This window comes from Mycobacterium sp. JS623 (assembly GCF_000328565.1).
GTDB lineage: Bacteria > Actinomycetota > Actinomycetes > Mycobacteriales > Mycobacteriaceae > Mycobacterium.
In genome coordinates, this window is record NC_019966.1 from 2,043,927 (window position 1) to 2,067,567 (window position 23,641).

The window sequence follows — 23,641 nt, forward strand, 5'->3', positions numbered from 1 at the left end:
TCAGGCGGCGTTACTCGTCGAACCCTGCGAGGTCGAGTCGGTCGGCTTCGTGTCGGTGGATTCGGAACCCGGTGTCGACGTCGCCGGTTTCTGGGGGCTGAAGAACTTCGTGATCGAATCAACAAGCTGCCCCAACGGATTCTGCTTGGGCGTCGTCGTCTTGGCGGTCGTGGTGTCCGGGGTGACCTTGTTGCCGTCCCCGGTAACCGTGCTGAGCGTCGGTCCCGGGTTGGACTTGGTGGTAGTGGGCGGCGTAGGTGAACCGGACTGCTCCTGCTGTTCTGTAGTTTGAGTGGTCAACGCGGGCGCCGGGTCACTATTGGCCAGCGACTGTTTCGAGTCCTGCGGCAGCGACTTCGCCGTGATCGACGGCGAGTTTGTCGTCGACAGCGGCGACGGGGGCGAGTTTGTCGTCGACAGCGGCGACGGGACGGAACCAGGTATCGCCTCGGTGCCGGTGACCAGGTTGGTCACACCCTGTCCGATCGCGCCAGGAACTCCGGCGACCGTCTCGAGGACCTTTCCCGGCGGTGTGATCAACGAAAACTGAACGGGCGTTTCGGGATTCAGATTTTGGCGATCGGTGTAGCCCATGTCCACCAGCAACCGCACCAGCGGTTCGACGGCGCCCAGCACCGGTTCGGTGAGTGGCGTCAATTGCAGAATTCCCGCGATCTGCCTCACGGGTGCAAACAGCGGCAGGTGTTCGGCCCTGACGAAGACATACGTGTCCGTCACCGGATGGCCGTTCACCATGTGAGTCACGGGGTTTATCAGGACATTCGGATCGTTCGTGGTGTTCGTCAGCGGGTCGTAGTTGACGCTGTCGTAATACTGGTCCGGGTGTACGTACATGACCGCCACCAAGCTGTTCGCGAGCGACAGCGGGTTGAAGTACGCGGGGAAGTCCCCGTACGGGTCGTATTCGTTCGTCACGTAAGTCGTGTTGTATTCCGACGGCCCCGCGGCGCCATTCGACGTGACGAAGAACGGAATGTTGAGTCCGGGGAATCGGCTGAAGATGCCGCCGTTGGGCACATTCGGCGACGCGATCATCACCCAGAGCAATCCGGGTTTGGTCGGGTCATTGGTGGGGTTCAGCGGTGGCGCGCCGGGATCCGACGGATCCAGATTTCGTCGCACCTTCTCGGCGACGATCGTGCCCTCCGAATAGCCGACCACCATCAGGAACTGACCCGAGTTGGCCGGGTTCGTGATCGCGTTCGCCAGCACCGGGACACCCGCATTGGTGCTGTTTTCGATGTCGAAGCCCGCCGGATATTGAATCGGAATGTAGCTGAACGTCGGGGGACGGACGTTGCCCTGAAGCTTGTGCGGCACGTTGACCGCACCAGGGTCCCCGCGCCCGCCGATCCCGATGGTCGCCGCCGCGAGATCCACCTGCGGGATGTCCACAGTGTTGTTGGTCGCATGACCAAACACGAGCATCGTCGACACTGCGGCCGCCGTCGTGCCGAGGAAGATCGCCGAGGGAGCCTTTCGCCGCTTTGGGACCGTCCGCTTCGACGAGAAAGCTGGACGATTCTTGGAACGGCGATGCTTTGCCACAAAGTCCCCCTCACGGTCGCCCGGAATGCCGACCGGTTCGAACGCTAGCGCACTGCCACAGAGATTGGGTGCAAAATCCGCGTGAAACGTCTGATCGTCACTCTTAGCTGGAAGGCCGCTTTGCACGTAGCTTCTCGGCCACCAGCGACCAGTATCTATGTTCGCGGTCAGAGAGTTCATTGCTGGTGATGGCGCCGAACGCAGCGGCGTCGCGAGCGAACCGGGCAGGGGCGTCGGGCAGCGCGTCGGGGCCCTCGAGCCGGAAGGCGCTCGGCGCAAGAGGGCCGAAGAGCAGGGCGCGGCGCAGCTGTGGCCAACCATCTGGATTGGGCTCGACGCCGGCTGCTCGGGCGAAGGTCAGCACGGCCAGGTTCATCCGGGTCTTCTGTGGCATCCCGCGCCGTGAGCGATATGCGTCGATGGCTGCCCGTTGGCTGGTCTCACTCGCCGGGACCGTGCCGCCCCATGTGTACGCGATCCACCTGGCCTGCAGCTCAAGCGGCACAAAGTAGCCGCCGGACTGATCCCACATGCCCACGAACGCCAGCCCGGGCAGGTCGGGATGAAACGTGCAGCGGTCCGCGTCCAGGTGCACCGCATCGAGGTCAACAATCGCGCGGATGTCCTCGTCCAGAAACGGCAAGTGCAGGTCGAACCCGGTGCCGAAGACGATTGCGTCGAATTCCTCGGATGTCCCGTCGGATAACCTCACGGCCCTGTTCTCAACGGCGGCCAGCCACGGTCGGATGGTGATCAGTCCTTCCGCCACCAAGGGCAGGTAATGCTGGGACAGCGTAACGCCCGCGGCGAAAAGGGACGGGTCGGGAGCGGGCGCACCGTACTGCTCGGGGCTGCCGCCCGCCTCGAGCACGATCTCCTTTAGCTGCCGGTCGATCTCCGCTGCCGGCAGGTGCTCGCTCGCGATGGCCCCGTATCGCGTGAACATCCGGTGGTCGGAGGGGACTCCCGAGGAAAACTTCGGCAACACATACCGCTGTCGTCGCTGGGTCACCACGACGCGAGCCGCCCCGAGCTGGGCGAGTTCGGAGGCGATTTCCATCGCGCTGATAGCGCCGCCAGCCACCAGCACTCGCTTGCCGCGGTACGGCGCCGGCCCGCGGTACTGGTACGTCGAGCTGACGCCTGCCGAGCCGGTGAACGTGTCAAGGCCGGGAACCGTCGGGACAGAGGGGGATTGGAACCTGCCTGTCGCCACCACCACGCGGTCGAAGTGCTCCGTCGCGCCCGGATGACGCACCAGCCACCCGGTGTCGCTTCGGCTGAGCAGCTCAACGCGACTGCAGAGCCGGATGCGTGAGGCGAGGTCGAAGGCCTCGGCATACCGATGCAGGTAGTCGAGGACGCCGCGGCCTGACGGGTAGACGACGTCGCTGTCGTGATCGAGATCGCTGAAGGCCGTCAGGATTCGGCTGGTGTTGGTGTGCATCGTCGGCCACACTCCGCTGCGGCCGTCCAGCCCGGTCCACTGACCGCCCAGCATCGGTGCCTGTTCGAAGATCGTCGGCTCAAATCCCTGGGACAACAGCCAGCGCGCCGCCACCAGACCACCCGGCCCGGCACCGATCACGGCGACGCTTCCCGTCATCGGCGAACTGTCCCACACCAACTGGTGACCCCGTGCGAAAGTGAGTCATGGCCAGGTTGAGGTTCGGATACTTCATTGCACCGTTCCACCGCGCGGGCACCAACCCGACGTTGGCGTTGCAGCGTGACCTCGAATTCGCCGAGCATCTGGACGCGCTCGGCTTCGACGAAGTCTGGTACGGCGAACATCATTCGGCGGGCAGCGAGATCATCAGCTCACCGGAGATCTTCATCGCCGCAGCAGCCGAACGGGCGAAGCGAATCCGCTTTGGCACCGGCGTTATCTCGCTCGCCTATCACAACCCGCTCTGGGTGGCCGACCGGCTGATGCTGCTCGATCACCTCACCCATGGCCGCATCATCGGCGGTATGGGGCCGGGCTCATTGCCGAGCGACAGCGCGATGATCGGCCTTACGCCCACCGACACTCGCGAACTGCTGGAGACGAACCTCGACATCGTCGTCCGACTGTTGGCGGGGGAGACCGTGTCGGCGAAAACCCCCACGCACGAACTGATTGATGCGCGCCTGCAACTCGCGTCGTATTCCGACGGCGGCATTCCGCTGGCCGTGGCGGCGGTGGCCTCGCCGACGGGTGCGCGACTTGCGGGCAAGCACGGCATTGGCTTGCTGTCGATCGGCGCCACTCTGGTTGTCGAGGGTTTCGATGCGCTCGCATTTCACTGGGGCATCGCCGAAGAGCGGGCGGTCACGTTCGGAACGACGGTCGACCGCAACAACTGGACGCTGGTCGGCCCGATGCACATCGCCGAGACCGAAGAGCAGGCCCGCGCCGACGTGAGGTTCGGGATCGAACCGTGGTTCCGGTATTTCCAGAAGGTCGCCGCGTTCCCGCAGATGACCATGCCGGGAGATCAGGTCGACGAGATGGTCGACGTCATCAACGGCGCGGGCGCAGGCGTGATCGGCACGCCAGAACATGCGCGCGCCCAGGTGCAGAGGCTGTGGGATCAGTCCGGGGGGTTCGGCTGCTTCCTGCAGATGGGCCATGAGTGGGCGAACCCGGCGGCGACGAAGCGGTCTGCCGAACTGTTCGCCGCCGAGGTGATCCCACATTTCCAGGGTCAGGCGCAGCCGACGCTGGACGCCGCGGCGCGTGCGAGCGAGGTCCGCGACGACCTCGCGCAGACCCAGCTTCAGGCGATCGACCACATGTCGAAGAAGTATCAGGCCGAAGTCGACTCGAAGTGAGCTTCGACGTTAGTGATTGGCCGCCGCGATCATGTCGAGAATCTGTCTCGGGCCCAGCGGCGAACCGGAGACCCGTACGCCGAGGGGCGCCAGCGTGTCGGCAACAGCGTTGACGACCGCGGCAGCGACGCTGGTTAGTTCACCGCGGCGCCGCCGTCGCCTCAGTCACGACGTCGGGTTCCTGTTCCGGGTGTCGCCGCGTGGCAAAGACGCAACCCGTCATGATGAGGGCCAAAGCGGCCAGGTTCCACGCCGTCAGCGGCTCGTGCAACACGATGACTCCGGCGGCTAAGGCCACCGCCGGGTTGATGTAGGTGAACACGAGCGCCCGCGCGGCACCCACCTCGCGGATGAGCGCGAAGAACACGATGAACGCCAACGCGGTGCAGATGATTGCCAGTCCGCCGAGCGCCAAAAGCACTCGGGTAGACGGCATTTCGTCGGGCCAGGTGGCCGCGGCGGGCGCGGCGTACACCAGCGCCGCGAAGCCGAGACACACGGCGGTCATTGGCAGGGCAGGTACGTCGGCGAGGTACCGCGCGGCGATCAGCGGGGCGATCGCGTAGCACGTCGCCACCATCAACACCTCGATGATCGGCCACGTGCTCCCACCGATATGCGGGCCGGCCAGCACGGCCACCCCGGAGATGCCGACTGCCAGGCCGATGATGCGTTTGTAGCCCAACCGCTCACCGCCGGTGAGGCGGTCGAGGACCGCGGCAACGATGGGCGATGCGGCGATGAGCAGACCGGTCATCGAACTGGTCAGATGGCGTTCGGCATCCGAGAGCAGCCACCACGCGGCGATGATCTCGAAGAACGCGAAGCCAAGCAGGGCCTTCCAGTGGTTGCGCACGATCGTCACGGTCTGTCGGGAGAAGGCCATCGGGAGCAGGACGGCGGCGCCGACGGCGGTGCGGGCGAGGACCAGAACGGGGACCGATACGCCTTCTACGGCCACCTTGATCATCAGGTAGGGGATGCCCCAGATGATGCTCATCGCGAGGAACAGGAGCCATCCGCGCGACGTCACCTCCCTACCCTACGAAACATGGACAAGCGAATTTTCGGGTGACGGCCGCGATGACCACGGCAGGCGTCGAGCCGAACATCAAATCCTCATCTCCGATGCGAAGACCGCGGCCGCGGCCGCCGCACAGCTGGGCTGCGAGGTCGGATATCCGGTCATCTGGACCGCTGCAGGCGCCGTCGACTCGGTGATGTCGATGACCTACGAACAGCGGCTGGTGCTCACCGACAGCAAGGCGATGCCGGTGCGCTAGGACGCACTCCGTAATCGCGTGCGAAGCACCGGCTCGCCGTCACGAGATTGCAGTTGTCGCGAGAAAGTGCGAGTGAGGACCGCAGTAAGTGCAACGTCGCGAAACTGAATGGCCGCCACCGGCATTCGAAGAGGTGTAAGTCGCTTAGCGCTTCGTCAGCTCTGCGTATCGTGTGACGTGGTAGTCCGTCGAGCCGAATTCGTACTGTAAAGCGGTGAGCCGCTTGAAGTAATGGCCGATCGCCAGCTCCTCGGTCATGCCCATTCCGCCGTGCAGTTGTACGGCCTGCTGGCCCACAAACCGGGCAGCCCGGCCGATCGTCGCCTTGGCAGCCGAGACCGCGCGTGCGCGCTCGTCGGGTGAGGCCTCGAGGTTGAGTACCGCAAGGTACACCGCGGCGACTGCCTGCTCGACTTCCATGAACATGTCGACCATCCGGTGTTGTAGCACCTGGAAGCTTCCGATCGGCTGGCCGAACTGCTGTCGCTGTTTGCAGTATTCGACGGTGTCGGCCAACACCTTTCGCATGCAGCCGACCGCCTCGGCGCAAACCGCCGCCGCGCCCTCGTCCCTTGCTTGGGCCAGCGACGGCCACGCCTGACCCTCCTCGCCGAGCAGAACCGCTGCTACGTCATCGAACTGAAGATCGGCGGCACGCCGGTCATCGACGGTTCGGTAGTGATGAGCCTCGATTGACGACCAATCGGCGTCGACCAAGAACAGTGACAAGCCGCCGGGCGTGCGTGCGGTGACCAGAAGGTGCGTCGCCAAAGGTGCGCTCATCGCGACGATCTTGCTTCCACGCAAAACCCAAGCGTCACCCGCCCGTTCGGCGACCGTCGTCACGTCCTGCCAATGCTCACCTGAGCCAGGTTCAGCAGCCACCAATGCCACGATCGCGGTGCCTGCCACCACCTTCTCCAACAGCGCCGCGGCCGCCGGGTGCCTGGCTCGCTGCAACAGGCCACCGCACACCACCACCGTGTCGACGTACGGTTCGATCACCAGCGCGTGGCCGAGCGCCTCGGCGATCACCATGACTTCGACTGGGCCACCGCCGATTCCACCGATATCCTCGGGAAGCGCAGCCCCGAGGATACCGAGTTCTTCGGCGAAGCCGCGCCAGATGTCGGGCTGCCAGCCTGCCCCCGTTTTCGCGGCGGCGCGACTCTTTTCCAGGTTATACCTAGTCGACAGGAACCTACCGAGCCCGTCGCGCAGCAGTTCTTGTTCCTTGCTCAGATTGAAGTCCATCACAACCCCAGAGCCGCTTTGGCGAGAATGTTTCGCTGAATCTCGTTGCTGCCGGCGTAGATTGAGCCGGCCCTGTCGTTGAAGTAGCGCAGTGGGGCGACCGCCTGCCATGCCTCGCCGCTGACGTAACCATCCGGTGGCGGCTCGTAGTCAGACACCGGCCCACCCGGGTAGGTCGCGTGCGGTTGATAGACCCGTCCGCGCGGACCGGCGGCTTCCATCGCCAATTCGGTGAGTGACTGGCTTAGCTCGGTCGCCAGCACCTTGAGCATCGATGCACCCGGCCCGGGGTGACCGCCGCCGGCAAGTGCGGCCAGCACCCGATACTCGAGGATCTCGAGAACCTCGGTGCGGATCCGCGCATCGGCGAGCTTACGTGCGAACGCCGGATCGTCGAGCAGTCTGCCGCCGCCCGGTGCGGGCTGATCGGCTGCCACCGTCGTGATCTCTTCTGCCATCACCTGCAGCGCGGGCGAGGCTGCGCCACCGCCCCGTTCGAACTCGAGCAGATACTTCGCGACGGTCCACCCATCATCGATTTGACCGAGCACATTGGCCTTGGGCACCCGCACCTCATCGAAGAAGACCTGGTTCTGGATCTCCTCACCCGATGTCATCACCAGCGGTCGGATCTGGATGCCCGGCGTGGTCATATCGATCAGCACGAAGGTGATGCCCTGCTGCTTTTTCCGCGTCTTCGAGGTGCGAACAAGGGCGAACATCCAATTCGCTTCGCCTGCATGCGTCGTCCAGATCTTGCTGCCGGTGCACACGAGGTGATCACCATCGTCGACCGCCGCCATCGTCAACGCCGCAAGATCCGAGCCCGCCTCGGGTTCGGAGTAGCCCTGACAGAAGAACACCTCGCCGGTGAGAATCCGCGGCAGGAAGAAGTCCTTCTGCACGTCGGTGCCGAATTTGATGATCGCGTGGGCAACCATCCGGATACCCATCGGCGACAGCGAGGGCGCTCCGGCCAACTGGGACTCACGGCTGAAGATGTAGTGCTGCGTCAGGCTCCACTCACAGCCGCCATGCTCGACCGGCCACGCCGGCGCGGCCCAACCGCGCTCGTGCAGGATCCGCTGCCACTCCATGCTCGCCTCGTGGTCGGCGTAAACGCTGGTCATCAGGCGTCCGGCCTGCCGGAGTTCGGGCGTCAGCTTTTCGGCCAGGAACGCGCGCACTTCATCGCGGAAGTCCAAGTCGGCAGGTGACCAGGCCAAGTCCATTCGGACAGAGTAAACCTAGTTAGTTAAGTGGGCAAACTCCGGGAGCCAGTTAAGTTAATCGTCGTTCAGGTGTTGCGTCCGGTGAGCGCGTCGCGCATCCGATCGATGAGGCCGACGCCCGGGCCCAGGATCTTGTTGGCCGGTGGGCGGTCGGGTGTTGGTGTGCGGTGGTCATGGCTCCTCCTCCATTCGTGGTTGCGAGCTACCCGGGATGAAGGCGCTTAACCGCTGGGCAGGTTCACGGTGACGGGGCACGGCGCAACGGCCATAATCGGGGGCGTGGAGCGGCGACGAGACGGCAAGGAACGCCAGGATCCAATGGCCCTTCTCAAGGAGCTCCCGGCTCTGGTCGTGCTGGAACGCTTTCCGGTGCCGGTGCTTGCGATCGACGAGGAGGGCACCATTCTGTTCGCGAATGCGGCCTTCGGCGAGATGCTCGGCTACCCACCCGATGTGGTCAAGGCGTTGAAGTTCCGGCAGATCTTCCACACCCTGCCCGCCGACGAATCCGCTGTTTCAGTTGTGCGTGCCCACGCGGAGTTGATTGTCGAGCTCGTGCACCAGGACGGCTCGATAGTCCGCGCCCGGATGAGCAAGTCAGCGTTGCTTCGCGGAGATGATCCCGTGGCGTTGGCCACGTTCCAGGATCTGACGGAACGTCTGTGGGTCGAGGAGCTGTAGTCACTCGGCCAACGGCGCAGGGGAGTGCCGCATCGACTCGCGCGCCAGAAACTCCTCGAAGTACGCCCGCGACTCCTGGCTGACGATCGCCGGCAGCAGCACCTGCCACGCCCGCGCCACGCGCTGCAGCACGTCGGCACCCGCGGTCGTCGCGCTCGCGAGCAATTCCGTGCCCAGCATCGAGCCGACGATGGTCTCACCCACCGCCCGCGCGTCGAGCTCACCGCGAACGTCGCCCTCGTCCATCGCTTGACGGGTACGCTCCGTCATCTCCGCCGTCCAACCGTCGTATGTGCGTGCGGCCACGTCGTTGAACTCGCCGAAGGCCCGCAAGAGTTGCGTTCCGCTGCGGGCGATCTGGTCGGTCATCATCAGGTCCGCGACCACGAAGATCCCGTGGATGATGCCTTCCAGTGCCGGCGCGGAGGAGCCGGAGATGCTTCGGAATGCCTCAGCGAGGCGTGCGCTGCCCTCTTCGATGATCGCGGTCGCCAGCGATTCCTTTGAATCGAAGTGGTAATAAAGGGCGCCTTTCGTCATCTCGGCGCGTTCGATGATGTCGCCCAATCCGGTAGCCGGATAACCGATTTCGTTGAACAGTTCGACGGCAGACGTGATGATCTTCCTGCGCGTAACCTCGGATCGCGCTTGGCGCACCATCGTCCGAGTACCTCCGGAAGTTCCGTTGGCCTATCCAGGGTGGGCTACGGCCTGCGGGGCATCCTAACCTAAACCATCCGCTGCAAGCGGTGTCGCCTTCTTTTGTGCTACGGCGGTGCGTCGCTTGATGAACTGATTGAGATAGTCGATCCGGTCAGGTTTGACGAAACCGGGTAGCGCTAACTTCCAGACGTTCTCGAGGTCATGTAGAAATTGCTCGGGCTCAGCGAGATTGCTTGTCTGACGCAGACCGAGGTACATCGACACCAACAGCGTTGCGATGCCCCGCGGATCGCGGTCGGCGATGATGTCGCCGTCTTTGACGGCTTTTCCGGCGATCGCGGCGAACGCATCTACCCACTGGCCCAGCACATCTGCCTGCAGGCCGTCGGTGCGGCCAATGGACTCAAGCAGATTCAAGCCCGCTCGGGCGATCTCGTCACCGATGTCTTCGACGGCGACCAGGTACACGATGTCGATGAGTGTCTCCAGCCCTGACAGCTTGCGCGCCAGCAGTTCGTCGACCGACGCAGACGCCAACACAAACCGGTGCTCGATGATTGCCGCCGCCAGTGCGTGCTTGGACCGGAAGTGGAAATACATCGCACCCTTGGTGACTTCCGCGTCCGCCAGAATGTCGTCGAGGCTGACCAAGCTGTACGACCGGCGCGCGAACTGGCGCGACGCCGCGCGGAGAATCTGTTGCCGCGTGGTGTCCGCTCGTCGGTCGAGCTGTTCGGTCACTTCCGAACCTCGGAATCTGGACAGTGGCGCCGGTAGTCGGGTAATCGTGGTTTCCGTAAATTGATCAATTCTGGTGATTCTTTCACCCGGCGCCTATTACCGGCGGGAGTCGGCGCGCCCAGTTTTGCAGGCCAAACCTTCCAACGGCCCTCCTTGGGCTAGTCCGGCCGTGGCTCATGGGGCAAACCAGACAGTCAATACCTTAAGTCATTTTTTTGTCTGCGTATCAGCCAAAAGGTATGTAAGGTACTCAATGTGATGACTCTTGGTTCGGTGCGCGCCGGGCGGTCACAGAGGGCGGATTCCGAGGTCAGCCGGGCTATACCGGGCCGGATTGCCCTATCACCGAACAAATCCCAGTGGTATTTTCATACGGTTGCCATAGTCCGCGTTGGCAAACCCCCTCGAACCTCCGCGCGGGCTGTGGCAACTCCCTGTCGCCCGTTTGAACGCCGCAGCCTATTTGTCGAGCGTGACCGCCAAAACTCGGCTTGCAGGGCCGTCGCAGCGACAACGAAGTTCGCGTTGTCTGTACCGATGTCAGACGATTTAGCAATTCCGAGGTAATTAACAGTGAACTGGGACGACGAAGTCGACGTCATATGTACCGGCGCAGCGGTTGCGGGGCTGGCTCACGCTGTGGCCGTTGTCGAGATGGGCGGCGACGTTTTCGTCGGTAGCTCGCGCGACGACGTGGGCCCCGGCGGAGCGGCCGTTGCAGTCCGTTCCCGAGTCGACAGGCTGCATTGGCTCGACATCAATACTTCTGATCCCGAAACGAATGAGTACTTTGCTTCCCTGTCGTCGGACCTCGGTCCGCTGACCCGATCTGCACGAGACGCCGACGTACCAATCAGGGTGGTGGATCACGCGGAGCCCGTGGACCCGCGCGGTGTCGTCATGCCTTTCGTCGGCGCCCGTCTGCGGGATTGGGCGGCGCGTTGCCTGGTTTCGCCGTACGGCTACCTGTACACCCGCGTGGCCGATTGGCAGTCGACCACGCTGCGCACCGTCGACGGTGATTCGATCGAGGTCGCCGAACTCGGCTCGATCACACCTGATCCCGCCAATGTCGGCGGCTCCGTCCTGGATTGGCTCCACACACAGGCGCTAGACCGCGACATCGTCGTTCACCACGGGACGTCGCTCGAACGGATCGTGTTCGAGGAGGGGGCCGTTGTCGGTGCAGAGTTCACGACCCCGGAAGGCCGGGTTGCCGTTCGCGCCCGACACGGTGTGGCGGTCGCCGGCGGCGGACCGTACGCGGCCTTGGCGACTGGTCAGGCGTTACCCACCGATGACGCTTCGCTGCGCCTGTGCCTCGTCGGCCAGACCGCCAGTCGCTTCGGTCGCGTCGAGCTGCTGACATCGCAGCCCTTCACCAAAAGTGTCGCATCCAACTGCCGCTCCGTGACCGGTCGCTTATTCGTCAACATGCACGAGACGCACAGCCACCTACAGACGTGGCGCTGCGGAAAAGTCGACGGGTATCCGTCCCCTGGCCAGTAGGGCCGCCATTGCGTCGCCGACGACGGGGCGCGACAACAGGAATCCCTGCGCGCGATAGCACCCGTGGCGAAGCAGTGTGAGTGCCGCCGCCTCTGTTTCCACCCCCTCGGCTACCAGCTGCAAACCGAACGCATCGGCCAGTGCGATGACTGCACGCACGATCGCGAGATCGCCGGGATTGGCACCGAGATCGCGGACGAACCCCCTGTCGATTTTGAGGGTGTCGACCGGCAGGGACTTCAGATGTGACAGCACGCTGTATCCCGTGCCGAAGTCGTCGATCGCGACCTGCACGCCGGCGTCCTTCAGACCGGCGAGCGTGATTCGAGTGGTCTCAATGTCCTGAACCACAACACTTTCGGTGATTTCCAAACAGACCGATCCGCCGTCGAGGCCGAATTCGGCGATGATGCCGGCGACCGACTCGACGAAGCCGTCGGTGACCAATTGCACTGGTGACACGTTGATGCGCAGCACTGCGTCAAGCCCCACCCCGCGGGCGCGCCATCGCGCGAATTCCGCGCAGGCCGAGCGCATCACCCAGCGCCCCAATTCGCCTGCGAGGTTTATCGATTCGGCCACTCCGATGAACGAATCTGGAGAAAGCAGTCCGCGGGTGGGATGCTCCCAGCGCACCAACGCCTCAGCGGCCAGGATCTCGCCGGTGCGCATGTCGACTTCCGGCAGGTAGTGCAGCAGAAGCGATCCGCTTTCGATCACGCTCTGCAGATGGAGCTCGATGTCGTTGCGAAACTCGCTTTCCAGCGACATCTCGTCGGAGAACACTGCAACTTTGTTGCCGCCCGAGCCCTTGGCGGTCAGCACCGCTTGATCGGCGCGCCTGAGCAAATCCGACGTTGTGTCACGACCCGGAACACCAAGGGCCACACCGATACTCACCGTGCGTGTCAGCATCTCGCCGTCTATGGCGACCCGTTCGCGCAGCGTCGACTGCAGGCGGTAGGCCAGCGCCTCTGCGGCATCCGCGGCCATCGGCTTCGCGGGCACGACAACGAACTCGTCGCCACCGAGCCGGGCGATCAGGCTCGGACCATCGACACCTTCGCGCAGTCGTTCGGCGAGAACGCGGATGAACCAGTCGCCCGCCGTGTGGCCGAGATAGTCGTTGATGGCCTTCAACCGGTCCAGGTCGAAGAACAATGCCGACACCGGCCCCGGCTGGCCCGCTGCCAGCCGCGAGTCGAGGTGCGCCAACAGCGCGCGCCGGTTGTGCAGACCGGTCAGGTCGTCGTGTTCGGCCAAGTAGCGGAGCTGTTCTTCGGCGAGCACACGAGCCTGCACCTGAGCGAACAGCGAAGCGATCGCCTTGAGTGCGTTGAGTTCTTCCGCGGACCAGTCGCGGTCGCCGAACTTGACGAAGCCGAGCACACCGGAGGTTTCATCGCCCGACAGCAGCGGCACACACGCCATCGAGGTCGCCGGGATCTGCCTGCTCTCGCTGATCGTGCGTTGATAGTCGTCGGTCGCGGGTTCCGGGCGGAAGACGACGGGTTCCTTCTGATGCTCGGCGAGCGCGAAAACCGGATCAGCGTCAGCAAAATAGACGACGGCGAGCGGATCCGGGTCGGGGATTCCGGGCCGGACCGGCCACTCGGCCACCAGAATCGAGGCGCGAATGCTGTGATCGTTGCGCCGCAGGAAGCTGACGTCGACGTCGAAGTACTCGACGAGGTCCGCCAGTACTCGCTGGCTCACCTCGACCGAGGTGGCGGCATTCACCCCCATCAGTTGGGTAGCGACTGACGTGACGACCAGCTCCAGGCTGCTTGACACCTGATCCTCCGTATCGGAGTCAGCCCGTTGGTGACGAGACTCGTTGTAGCCCACGGCGCCGGCTTGCCACCGACGGTCGCGGTGCGCGACTGAACCTGAGTACCAGCACCTGTGACTCGGTTACCTCGGTGTTGGCCAGCTTGCGGAAATTGTATTGCAGATCGCGCAGCTCCCCGGCGAAAGCGGGCGAGAGCTCGCGCAGATCCTCGTCGTCGTGGGCATAAAGAAAGGCCGGCGAAACGGGTTGGACGGCAAGGCCATGCTGTTGAGCTGTGATCCATACGGATTCGGCGGCAGACCCGCCCTGGGCGTAGTCGGCCAGGCTCTTGCCCGACACGGAAATGATGCCGATGGCGGCGCTCGCGGTCACCCGTTCATACGTGTCATCGCCCAGCGCGGTGCCGGCGTCCCATGCCGCGAGGTGGGTCATCACCTCGGGGCGTCGCAAAATGTCGAGCATCACCAGGTCGGCGGGATCGAGTTCGAGTGTGCGGATATCAATACCGGACTCGGGTGCAGGATCCCCCGGGAAGCGAAGCTCCGCGAACATCTGCCCGTGCAGTCGTGGCGTCAGATAACGGATGCGGTCGGCTGCGGCGAGAACAGTTGCGGCGCAGCCGAGGTCCGTTGACTCGCTGAGAATCTGAAGCCGGGCGCCCTCGGCACGTGCGGCCGAACCGAGTAACTCGCGGGTTTGCGCCGCGATCGGGATACGTTCACCCCGGCGCCGATTCGTCTCTCTGCGCAGCATTGCGTCGTACATCGCGGTGAGTTCCGGGTCGACGCCCGCCGTGAGGCGCACGATCGCGTTGAGTGGAGACGATTCGTCGCCCGGTTGGAAATCCACCTCGCTGACAAAGCCATGTGCTGCCGCCGCGACCCTGGCATTGAACGTCGCCGCACCCAGAGCCACAGCGCTCGCGCGGTATTGCACATCCATCGCCGTCGTGTGCTCGGGCGCCAGCTGAATGCGTATCGCGCCGTCATGTGCCTCGATGCGCCATGGCTGTGCGTTGCCGCCCGAGGGCGCGCGACCAATCGCAGCGGCGATGATCTCCGAAGTCTCGGCTGGCGCCGCCTGTTGGGGCGCTTCCTCGATCGGCGGGGGATCGAGCGGCGTTACCGGGGGCTCAGCGAGTTCGTCGAGCACGGCTGCGGTATCGATCCGTACCCGGCCCGAGGGAAGTTTCTCGTGCAGTCCGATTCGCCGGACCGCTTCGGCGACGACCGACACATTCAGGGCCACCTCCGACGAGAGCTGCGGCCAGGTCGACAAGGTCTTGCCTACCTCGACAAGGGATGCGGCCATTCGCGGGGACACGCGCGTCGCGTCGGTCATCCGAAGCGCGTACGGCAGCTTGTCCCTGTTGCCCAAATCGCCCAGGCGGGCGGCATCCAGATCACCGAGCAGCCCATGCATGAGCGGACGAGAGGGTTCGATGTCGAATCTCTCCACATCCAATAGGCCGCGGTCGCTGGTTGCCATCAACACTGGCAGGCGCCGTGCCCTGGCGGCTTCGCGGACAAGGAGTTTCGCGTCCAGCGAGTCGCATTCTTCGATGACGATGTCGAGGCCCTCGAGAAAGTCGCCGACTGTCTGCGGCGTGACACCGTCCGAAGTCACCGTCACCGGCAGGTACGGGTCGAGCTCGGCGATTCGCCGTGCGCACACCACCGCCTTGTTCACGCCCAGGTCCAGCACCGACGCTGGCACCCGATTCAGGTTGGACAGCTCCACGTCGTCGAAGTCGGCGAGCCGTAGTTCACCGCACAAGCCTTGCGCCGCAAGGGTATACGCGATGGCGTGGCCGACACTCAGCCCGACGACGCCGATCCGAAGCTGACCGAGCCGATCGAGCTCGTCGGTGGTGATCAGATTCCTGTTGCGATCGAGTCGCACCAGCCGAAATGCCCGTGGCCCGAGCACACTGACCACCGTCCGCCGCCAGGGGTAGTACACCCACCGCGTCGGCTCGGCCGTGATCTCGGCAGGCGGCGCTGGCTTCAGCCCCCGCAGCCCAGCTGACTGTTGGCCCACATTGTCGATGAACTCGATCCGTCCATCGGCTCGTAGATCGTCAAGGAGCGCCACACCGGCGGCGTCGTCGGTGCCGAAAACTATTCCCTTACACCGCTGGCCATCATCGGAGCCAGAGCTCATCGCATAGTTCCGGCGGCGACGACGTCAGCCGATTGGTCGATTCGTGCGGCGAGTTCTTTCTGCTCGGCAAAGAACATTGAAAGCTGTTTGGGATCAGCGTGATTGGCAAATGTGCTGCGGTCCCACCACGCCAGCTTCGTCTGATAACGCTCGTCTGGATACGGCGTCGCGGGAATCTTTGCGGCCAACTGTCCACCCGAGGAGAGCCAACGCTTGAGCACATACGACGCGGCCGTGGCGACAATGAACTGAATATCGAGAAGTGGCATCGCGTGCAGGGGGGTGCGGGAGATGGCGCTCGTGAGTTGCCGGCTGTGCTCGGGATCGTCGGCCACCCACGCGGTTTTCATTTCGACGACGCCGAAGGGCAATCGGTCGGTAACCATTTTTCGGACCGCCGAGTAGCCTGGCTGACCACTCCATTCGAGGAGTGCGTGACATTCGTCGGCGGATTGATAGGGGCCTCGCCCGCGAAGACCGGCAACAACCCTGCCCGCTTGGTTCACGCAGGCCGCGAAAATAACGGTGTCCGCGCCGCTGCGGAGCGCATCCATATCGAGCGCCCTTTCCACGCCGTGTTTGCGGTAGTTTTCACACGCGCCACGAACGTAGTCCAACCACAGATCCCGTTCGGTCGCTGGTTGTGCGAATACGATTGTGGTTTCACTATCTGGATCCCAACAACTTGGACTCCGGTTCAGGCTGACAAAGTTGCGGCCGGCGGCCGCAGACTGGGGAGCGGTCATTCTTGTCCCTTCTCGGGCAGTCGGCCAACACGGCGTTGTGGCCCGCTGTCGTTGATCAGTATCTCGCCACGAGTTACTTGGATTCCAGCTAGCAATAGGATCTTTTCCTGCGCTTCGATGTCGGCGCACGAATATCGCGTCGCACAGCAAGCGGCTGGCCGCTTTGTGGCAATCCCGCCCCACTGAATTTGCACAGGTAACCAACCCTAGTGTGACTTCTTGGCGAAGTTTGTCAGCCAATGCCATTAATTGCATTGACGGCAGCGTAAGGGTTTCTGCCATCTTTTCGCTGTGCGTTGATTGAGCCAGTGGAATTCGGGCGTTGGCGGTGTAGGAAGGCGCGGCCGCTGCCGTCCGCACTATCGCGTTTCGACGTCGTACACGCTTGCGCCCGAGCCCGTTATCGCTCCGGCCAATCGCGCCTAACCGGTCCGCACCGGCGAGGGCCGGATCCATATGTGCAGTTTTTGCGACCGGATACCCCACAGGGTGGAACCCTGAATCAGATGGAGGAAGAGTACCCGACCGCCGGTCGCGGAGGTTTGCCAGTGAAGGATGTGGGTCGGCTCCTGTTGCGCTGCGACGACCGACCGGGCCTGGTAGCGGCGGTAAGCGCGTTCCTGGCTGGCGCGGGCGCCAACATCGTGTCGCTGGATCAGCATTCCACCGAACAGTCCGGCGGCACCTTCATGCAACGGACGATATTCAACTTGCCTGGCCTGACGGCTGCGCGCGACGGGCTGGAACGGGATTTCCGTGAACAGGTCGCCTCGCGGTTCGATATGGATTTCCGGTTGACCGAGGCGGCCAAGCCGAAACGTGTCGCAATCATGGCGTCGAGGGAGGATCACTGCCTGCTTGATCTGTTGTGGCGCAACCGCCGCGGCGAGCTCGACATGTCGATCGTGATGGTGATTTCCAACCATCCTGATCTTGCAGATCAGGTAAGGCCATTTTCTGTGCCATTCCTGCATGTGCCCGCGACGAAAGATATTCGCGCCGACGCCGAACGGCGCCAACTCGACTTGTTGCGCGGAAACGTTGATCTGGTGGTGCTGGCGCGTTACATGCAGATCCTCACACCGCAATTTCTGACAGAAGTGGGCTGTCCGATGATCAATATTCATCATTCGTTCTTGCCCGCCTTCATCGGGGCAGCGCCGTATCGGAGGGCAAAGGAGCGGGGCGTCAAACTTGTCGGTGCGACAGCTCATTACGTCACGAAGGACCTCGACGACGGTCCCATCATCGAGCAGGACGTGGTGCGGGTGGACCACCGTCATGGCGTCGACGATCTGGTACGCCTCGGCGCTGATGTCGAACGCCTTGTTCTGTCGCGCGCGGTGCTGTGGCACTGTGAGGACCGCATCATCCGATACGGCAACCAGACGGTGGTCTTTTAGCGGTTAAGGAGAGAAGTGGTGAAGAAGTTCAGTGGGTTGGACGAGTTCGTCGCTGCCCAGGGCAGCCAGCTCGGGCCGACCGATTGGCTGGAGGTGACGCAGGATCGCGTCAATCTGTTCGCCGACGCGACCGACGACCATCAGTGGATCCACGTCGATCCCGAGCGCGCGGCGAGCGGCCCGTTCGGCGGGACGATCGCGCACGGCCTGCTGACCCTGTCGCTGCTGCCGCATTTCACGTCGCAGATGTACAGCGTCGACAACATCACGATGGCCATCAACTACGGCTACAACAAGGTCCGGTTCATCACCCCGGTGAAAGTCGGGGCGAAGATCCGGGCACGCGCAGAGATCGCCAAGGTCGACCAACTGGACGGCGCGGTGCAGGCAACGCTGACGACCACCGTGGAAATCGAAGGATCAGACAAGCCGGCCGCAGTGGCCGAGTCCATCGTCCGCTTCATCGGCTGAGACTTCTGGGTGATTCTCTGGTCGTCAGTACTGCGTCATGCCCTGATCGATCGAAATAGCCGCCGCGGTAACGTTTTTCGACTCCTCACTGGCTAGCCAGCACACCGCATCGGCGATATCTTCCGGCTCTGCTGCCCAGGTCGGCAGAAACGGCGTGATCATCTGCGCCAGCTGCGGATAGGTTTCGATCGCACGGCCAAGTGAGCCGATCATGTCGCCGCTTCCCATCAGCGTGTTGACCGCACCGGGATGCACGCTGTTGACGCGGATCGAATGCCTACCCAGTTCGGCGGCGAATGCCCGCGCCATCCCGGTGACCGCGTGCTTGCTGGCGGTGTAGTGCACCATGAATGGCTGCATCTTGATGCCGGCGGCGGAGCTGATCAAGATGATCGAACCACCGCGGCCTCCGTCGATGATCTTCTGCGCGCCCGCCATGACGGTGTTCCAGGTGCCGGTGACGTTGATGTCCATCACGTCGCGGAAGTCCTCAACTGTGATGGCATCCCACGGCTGCGGGGCAGACACACCGGCGTTGGCGACGATGATGTCGAGTCGGCCCAGGGCAGCGACGCCGTCGTCGACAGCCTTGTTAAGTCCGCCGGCGTCCCGGACGTCGACGACGGAGGCGAGGATCTTGCGGCCGGACGCCTCGACAAGCGCCACGGTTTCTGCAAGATCGTCTGGTGTCGCCGAATCGTAAGGGACACAGGGCGGAAGCTTGCCCGCGATGTCGACGGCGATGATGTCGGCGCCCTCGCTGGCCATCTGGACGGCGTGTGCACGACCTTGGCCGCGCGCCGCTCCGGTGATGAACGCGACCTTGCCCTCGAGCCGTCCAGTCACTTCTGGGCCGCCTTGACGAGGTTCGACCCGATGATCAGCCGCTGGATTTCGCTGGTGCCCTCGTACAGCCGCAGTAGTCGTACGTCGCGGTAGATCCGCTCGACGGGGACCTCGCGCATGTATCCGCTGCCGCCGTGCACCTGCACGGCGAGATCGGCTACCTTGCCTGCCATTTCGGTGCAATACAACTTTGCCGCCGACGGTGCGATCCTACGATCCGCGCCGGTTATCCAAGCCCGGGCAGTGTCGCGGACGAGTGCCCGTCCGGCCAGTACTCCGGTTTGCATGTCGGCGATCATCGCTTGTACGAGTTGGAAATTGCCGATCGGCGTGCCGCCCTGCGTTGCCGTCGCGGCGTAGGCAACGGATTCGTCGAGGGCACGCTGCGCGATACCGACAGCCAACGCGGCAATGTGCACACGACCGCGCGCCAGTGAGGTCATCGCGGCCCGATAGCCGATGTCTTCGCTTCCGCCGACTAATGCTTCGTCTGGCACGCGGACGTCGTCGAAACTGACGTCGGCGGTCCACGCGCCTTCCTGGCCCATCTTCGCGTCCTTGGCGCCGACCGCGACACCCGCCGCGTCGGCGGGCACCAGAAACACGGCGATGCCGGGACCGTCGTCGTCGGCGGGCCGGGTGCGGGCGAAGACGATGAACAGGTCGGCCATCGGAGCATTCGTGATGAACCGCTTCTGCCCGTTGATGATCCAATCTGCCCCGTCGCGAACGGCTTTCGTGCGCAAGCCCGACGGATTCGACCCCGCGCCCGGCTCGGTCAACGCGAACGAGGCGACCAGACCCGAGGCCATCGGTTCGAGCCACCGCGCCTTCTGCTCGTCGGTGCCGAACCCGACGAGCACCTGCCCGGCGATGCCGTTGTTGGTGCCGAACATTGAGCGCAGTGCCAGCGAGGTGTAACCCAACTCCATCGCGAGTTCGACATCTTGCGCGAGGGTGAGCCCGAGGCCGCCCCACTCCTGCGGGATCGCATAACCGAAGAGCCCCATCTTCTTGGCCTGGTCGCGGAGGTCGTCGGGGACCCGGTCCTCGGCGAGAATCTCCTGCTCCCGGGGAACCACGGCGGTACGGACGAAGTGCCGGGTTTGGGCCAGGATCTCCTGGAAATCGTCATCGCTGACTTCGGTCGTCATCGTGCTCCTCTGCGGCGACTGGTCCTCACGCGAACGTTCCGTACCGCTCGAAAATCCACCCAAAAGTCGAGCGGTACGGAACGCTCGCGATCCGAGAAATCATATATGAAATATGATGTTCGATTGACGCGGCCCTCATTGGGCGTTGACCAGCAAAAAGGGAGTGATTAGGTGTCGTTGCTGACCGGTCAGACCGCGGTTGTCACGGGCGGTGCGCAGGGTCTTGGATATGCCATCGCTGAGCAGTTCATTGCCGAGGGCGCGCGGGTGGTGCTCGGCGATCTCGATTTGGGCGCCACGGAGGCGGCAGCCAAGCAGCTCGGCGGCGACGACGTTGCGCTGGCCGTGCGTTGCGATGTGACGCGGACCGACGAGGTCGACGCGCTCGTCGCCGCCGCCATCGAACACTTCGGCGGCCTGGACATCATGGTCAACAACGCCGGCATCACTCGCGACGCGACGCTGCGCAAGATGACCGAGGACCAATTCGATCAAGTCATCGCCGTGCACCTGAAGGGCACCTGGAACGGAACCAAGGCGGCGGCGGGGATCATGCGCGAGAACAAGCGCGGCGCGATCGTGAACATGTCGTCGATCTCGGGCAAGGTCGGCCTGATAGGCCAGACCAACTACTCCGCGGCCAAGGCCGGCATCGTCGGCATGACCAAGGCCGCTGCCAAGGAGCTCGCCCATCTCGGTGTGCGGGTCAACGCGATCCAGCCCGGGCTGATCCGCTCTGCGATGACAGAAGCCATGCCCCAACACATTTGGGACCAGAAGCTGGCCGAGGTGCCGATGGGTCGGGCGGGGGAGCCCAGCGAGGTGGCCAAGGTCGCGCTGTTCCTCGCCAGCGATCTGTCGTCGTACATGACAGGCACCGTCCTCGAAGTCACCGGCGGAAGGCATATCTGATGCGCGAAGCCGTTGTCTGCGAACCGGTTCGGACGCCGATCGGCCGCTACGGCGGGATGTTCAAGTCGCTGACGGCCGTCGAGCTCGGCGTCGCAGCGCTGAAGGGCTTCTTGGAGCGCACCGGAATCGAACCGGCTGCCGTGGAAGACGTCATCCTCGGCCACTGCTATCCCAGCAGCGAGGCCCCGGCGATCGGTCGCGTGGTGGCACTGGACGCGGGCCTGCCGGTGACTGTTCCCGGTATGCAGGTCGACCGCCGCTGCGGGTCGGGCCTGCAGGCCGTCATCCAGGCCGCATTGCAGGTTGCCAACGGCGACAACGACATTGTGGTCGCGGGCGGCGCCGAGAGCATGAGCAATGTCACCTTCTACTCGACGGATATGCGCTGGGGTGGCGCCCGCGGCGGGGTGACGGTGCACGACAGTCTCGCGCGCGGTCGCAGCACCGCCGGCGGTAAGCACTATCCGGTGCCCGGCGGCATGCTCGAGACCGCCGAGAATCTGCGTCGGCAGTACGGCATCCCGCGCGAGGAGCAGGACGAGCTAGCGGTGACGTCACACGAGCGGGCCATCGCCGCGCAGAAGGACGGCATCCTCGCCGAGGAAATCATTCCGGTCGCGGTCCGCACCCGCCAGGGTGAGGAGCTGATCGACGCCGACGAGCACCCACGCGCGGACACCTCGGTCGAGTCGTTGTCCAAACTGAAACCCGTTCTGCTGAAGCAGGATCCAGCGGCCACCGTCACTGCAGGCAACTCCAGCGGCCAGAACGACGCCGCATCCATGTGCATTGTGACGACACCGCAAAAGGCCGACGAACTCGGGCTGACTCCGTTGGTTCGGCTGGTCTCGTGGGGGTCGGCCGGCGTCGCGCCCAACATCATGGGCATCGGGCCAGTACCGGCGACGGAAGCGGCGCTCGGCAAGGCAGGGCTGACGCTGTCGGACATCGACCTGATCGAACTCAACGAGGCGTTCGCCGCGCAGGCCCTTGCGGTGATGCGGGAGTGGCAGTTCGGTGCGGCGGACCTCGAGCGGACGAACGTGCACGGCTCGGGCATTTCGCTCGGACACCCTGTTGGCGCGACCGGCGGCCGGATGCTTGCGACTTTGGCGCGTGAACTCAACCGCCGCGGTGCCCGCTACGGCCTGGAAACCATGTGCATCGGCGGCGGGCAAGGGCTGGCGGCTGTGTTCGAAAGGGTAGGGGCATGACCAAGCTGGCGCAGACGCTCGGTCTTACCGAGTTCCAGACCGAAATCATCACGACGGTCCGGCAATTCGTTGACAAAGAAGTCATCCCGACAGCGCAGGAACTAGAGCACTCCGACACCTACCCGCAGGCCATCGTCGATGCGATGAAGGAGATGGGCCTGTTCGGGTTGATGATCCCCGAGGAGTACGGCGGGCTCGGCGAATCGCTGCTCACTTATGCGCTCTGCGTCGAGGAGCTTGCCCGCGGCTGGATGAGCATCTCGGGTGTGATCAACACCCACTTCATCGTCGCGTACATGATCCGGCAACACGGCACCGATCGGCAGAAGCAACACTTCCTGCCGCGGATGGCCACAGGTGAAACACGCGGCGCATTTTCGATGTCCGAACCCGAACTCGGCTCCGACGTCGCCGCGATCCGCACCCGGGCCAAGCGCAACGCCGACAACACATACACCATCGACGGTCAGAAGATGTGGCTGACCAACGGCGGCAGTTCAACTCTGGTTGCAGCGCTGGTGCGCACCGACGAGGGCGCGGACAAGCCGCACCGCAATCTGACCGCATTCCTGATCGAAAAGCCCACGGGCTTCGGTGAAGTCGCGCCGGGGCTGACCATTCCGGGCAAGATCGACAAGCTCGGCTACAAGGGCATTGACACCACCGAGCTGATCTTCGACGGCTACGTCGCAAGCGCCGATGACGTCCTGGGTGAGGCGCCGGGGCAAGGCTTCTTCCAAATGATGGACGGCATCGAGGTCGGGCGGGTCAACGTGTCGGCACGGGCATGCGGCGTCGGCATCCGCGCGTTCGAACTTGCCGTGCGGTACGCACAGCAGCGCCAGACGTTCGGCAAGCCGATCGCCGATCATCAGGCGATCGCGTTCCAATTGGCCGAGATGGCAACGAAAATCGAGGCTGCGCACCTGATGATGGTGAATGCCGCGCGGCTCAAGGACTCCGGCGAACGCAACGACGTCGCCGCGGGCATGGCCAAATACTTGGCGAGCGAGTTCTGTGCGGAAGTCACTCAGCAGAGCTTCCGTATCCACGGCGGCTACGGCTATTCCAAGGAATACGAGATCGAGCGGCTGATGCGCGACGCCCCGTTCTTGTTGATCGGCGAGGGCACCAGCGAGATCCAGAAGAACATCATCAGCAAGCGGCTGCTCGCCGACTATCGGATCTGAC

21 protein-coding genes are annotated in these 23,641 nt (G+C 63.9%); 9 read left to right on the forward strand and 12 right to left on the reverse strand.

Annotated elements, in window-relative coordinates:
- Both MYCSM_RS09915 and MYCSM_RS09920 read right to left on the reverse strand, forming a co-directional pair.
- On the reverse strand, positions 1-1,569 hold the full coding sequence (locus MYCSM_RS09915) for a PE-PPE domain-containing protein (protein WP_198345019.1): 1,569 nt from the start codon (positions 1,567-1,569) through the stop codon (positions 1-3).
- Positions 1,570-1,672: 103 nt separating this feature from the next.
- On the reverse strand, positions 1,673-3,175 hold the full coding sequence (locus MYCSM_RS09920) for a flavin-containing monooxygenase (RefSeq protein ID WP_015306018.1): 1,503 nt from the start codon (positions 3,173-3,175) through the stop codon (positions 1,673-1,675).
- Between the two features lie 47 nt (positions 3,176-3,222).
- Between MYCSM_RS09920 and MYCSM_RS09925 the strand changes: the two genes are divergently transcribed.
- A complete protein-coding gene (locus MYCSM_RS09925) occupies positions 3,223-4,386 on the forward strand; it encodes an LLM class flavin-dependent oxidoreductase (RefSeq protein ID WP_015306019.1) in 1,164 nt (387 codons plus the stop codon).
- A 139-nt stretch (positions 4,387-4,525) separates the two neighbouring features.
- Here MYCSM_RS09925 and MYCSM_RS09930 read toward each other — a convergent pair whose 3' ends face one another.
- Positions 4,526-5,419, reverse strand: a complete 894-nt coding sequence (locus tag MYCSM_RS09930; RefSeq protein WP_015306020.1) for a DMT family transporter — start codon at positions 5,417-5,419, stop codon at positions 4,526-4,528.
- Between MYCSM_RS09930 and MYCSM_RS35895 the strand changes: the two genes are divergently transcribed.
- Entirely contained in the window at positions 5,376-5,669 is a 294-nt protein-coding gene (locus MYCSM_RS35895) for a hypothetical protein (protein ID WP_232425755.1), read from the forward strand. The two genes, MYCSM_RS09930 and MYCSM_RS35895, sit on opposite strands and share 44 nt — an antisense overlap.
- Before the next feature lie 144 nt (positions 5,670-5,813).
- Here MYCSM_RS35895 and MYCSM_RS09935 read toward each other — a convergent pair whose 3' ends face one another.
- Both MYCSM_RS09935 and MYCSM_RS09940 read right to left on the reverse strand, forming a co-directional pair.
- Complete coding sequence (locus tag MYCSM_RS09935; protein ID WP_015306022.1) at positions 5,814-6,923, reverse strand: acyl-CoA dehydrogenase family protein; 1,110 nt, start codon at positions 6,921-6,923, stop codon at positions 5,814-5,816.
- Entirely contained in the window at positions 6,923-8,155 is a 1,233-nt protein-coding gene (locus MYCSM_RS09940; RefSeq protein WP_015306023.1) for an acyl-CoA dehydrogenase family protein, read from the reverse strand. Before MYCSM_RS09940 ends, MYCSM_RS09935 begins: the two co-directional genes overlap by 1 nt.
- A gap of 318 nt (positions 8,156-8,473) precedes the next feature.
- Here MYCSM_RS09940 and MYCSM_RS09945 point away from each other — a divergent pair, with 318 nt between their 5' ends.
- Positions 8,474-8,836: a PAS domain S-box protein gene (locus MYCSM_RS09945; RefSeq protein WP_015306024.1), complete on the forward strand. Its 363-nt coding sequence runs from the start codon at positions 8,474-8,476 to the stop codon at positions 8,834-8,836.
- On the opposite strand, the gene MYCSM_RS09950 is transcribed toward MYCSM_RS09945, so the two are convergent.
- Positions 8,837-9,496, reverse strand: a complete 660-nt coding sequence (locus MYCSM_RS09950) for a ScbR family autoregulator-binding transcription factor (RefSeq protein ID WP_015306025.1) — start codon at positions 9,494-9,496, stop codon at positions 8,837-8,839.
- A gap of 63 nt (positions 9,497-9,559) precedes the next feature.
- A complete protein-coding gene (locus MYCSM_RS09955) occupies positions 9,560-10,240 on the reverse strand; it encodes a TetR family transcriptional regulator (RefSeq protein WP_015306026.1) in 681 nt (226 codons plus the stop codon).
- A 573-nt stretch (positions 10,241-10,813) separates the two neighbouring features.
- On the opposite strand from MYCSM_RS09955, the gene MYCSM_RS09960 reads away from it, so the two are divergent.
- Complete coding sequence (locus MYCSM_RS09960) at positions 10,814-11,749, forward strand: hypothetical protein (RefSeq protein ID WP_015306027.1); 936 nt, start codon at positions 10,814-10,816, stop codon at positions 11,747-11,749.
- On the opposite strand, the gene MYCSM_RS09965 is transcribed toward MYCSM_RS09960, so the two are convergent.
- The 3 genes from MYCSM_RS09965 to MYCSM_RS09975 form a co-directional block, all read right to left on the reverse strand.
- A complete protein-coding gene (locus MYCSM_RS09965; RefSeq protein WP_269465206.1) occupies positions 11,696-13,495 on the reverse strand; it encodes a putative bifunctional diguanylate cyclase/phosphodiesterase in 1,800 nt (599 codons plus the stop codon). The two genes, MYCSM_RS09960 and MYCSM_RS09965, sit on opposite strands and share 54 nt — an antisense overlap.
- Before the next feature lie 67 nt (positions 13,496-13,562).
- Positions 13,563-15,704 (reverse strand): Rv1355c family protein, encoded by a 2,142-nt coding sequence (locus tag MYCSM_RS09970; protein WP_015306029.1) that lies wholly within the window; start codon positions 15,702-15,704, stop codon positions 13,563-13,565.
- Positions 15,701-16,450: a hypothetical protein gene (locus tag MYCSM_RS09975; RefSeq protein WP_015306030.1), complete on the reverse strand. Its 750-nt coding sequence runs from the start codon at positions 16,448-16,450 to the stop codon at positions 15,701-15,703. The genes MYCSM_RS09970 and MYCSM_RS09975 overlap by 4 nt, the downstream gene beginning before the upstream one ends.
- Before the next feature lie 506 nt (positions 16,451-16,956).
- Here MYCSM_RS09975 and purU point away from each other — a divergent pair.
- Both purU and MYCSM_RS09985 read left to right on the forward strand, forming a co-directional pair.
- The gene (gene purU / locus MYCSM_RS09980; protein ID WP_015306031.1) at positions 16,957-17,853 is read left to right on the forward strand and encodes a formyltetrahydrofolate deformylase; all 897 of its coding nucleotides are present in this window, start codon (positions 16,957-16,959) and stop codon (positions 17,851-17,853) included.
- 18 nt (positions 17,854-17,871) lie between these two features.
- A complete protein-coding gene (locus MYCSM_RS09985) occupies positions 17,872-18,324 on the forward strand; it encodes a MaoC family dehydratase (protein ID WP_015306032.1) in 453 nt (150 codons plus the stop codon).
- 24 nt (positions 18,325-18,348) lie between these two features.
- Here MYCSM_RS09985 and MYCSM_RS09990 read toward each other — a convergent pair whose 3' ends face one another.
- Positions 18,349-19,170, reverse strand: coding sequence for a mycofactocin-coupled SDR family oxidoreductase (locus tag MYCSM_RS09990; protein ID WP_015306033.1), 822 nt, complete (start codon positions 19,168-19,170; stop codon positions 18,349-18,351).
- Entirely contained in the window at positions 19,167-20,324 is a 1,158-nt protein-coding gene (locus MYCSM_RS09995; RefSeq protein WP_015306034.1) for an acyl-CoA dehydrogenase family protein, read from the reverse strand. Before MYCSM_RS09995 ends, MYCSM_RS09990 begins: the two co-directional genes overlap by 4 nt.
- Positions 20,325-20,495: 171 nt before the next feature.
- On the opposite strand from MYCSM_RS09995, the gene fabG reads away from it, so the two are divergent.
- The 3 genes from fabG to MYCSM_RS10010 are packed head-to-tail and all read left to right on the forward strand — an operon-like array spanning position 20,496 to position 23,640.
- Positions 20,496-21,236, forward strand: coding sequence for a 3-oxoacyl-ACP reductase FabG (gene fabG, locus MYCSM_RS10000; protein WP_015306035.1), 741 nt, complete (start codon positions 20,496-20,498; stop codon positions 21,234-21,236).
- Positions 21,236-22,450, forward strand: a complete 1,215-nt coding sequence (locus tag MYCSM_RS10005) for an acetyl-CoA C-acetyltransferase (protein ID WP_015306036.1) — start codon at positions 21,236-21,238, stop codon at positions 22,448-22,450. The genes fabG and MYCSM_RS10005 overlap by 1 nt, the downstream gene beginning before the upstream one ends.
- Complete coding sequence (locus tag MYCSM_RS10010) at positions 22,447-23,640, forward strand: acyl-CoA dehydrogenase family protein (RefSeq protein WP_015306037.1); 1,194 nt, start codon at positions 22,447-22,449, stop codon at positions 23,638-23,640. Before MYCSM_RS10005 ends, MYCSM_RS10010 begins: the two co-directional genes overlap by 4 nt.
- Position 23,641 lies beyond the last annotated feature (1 nt).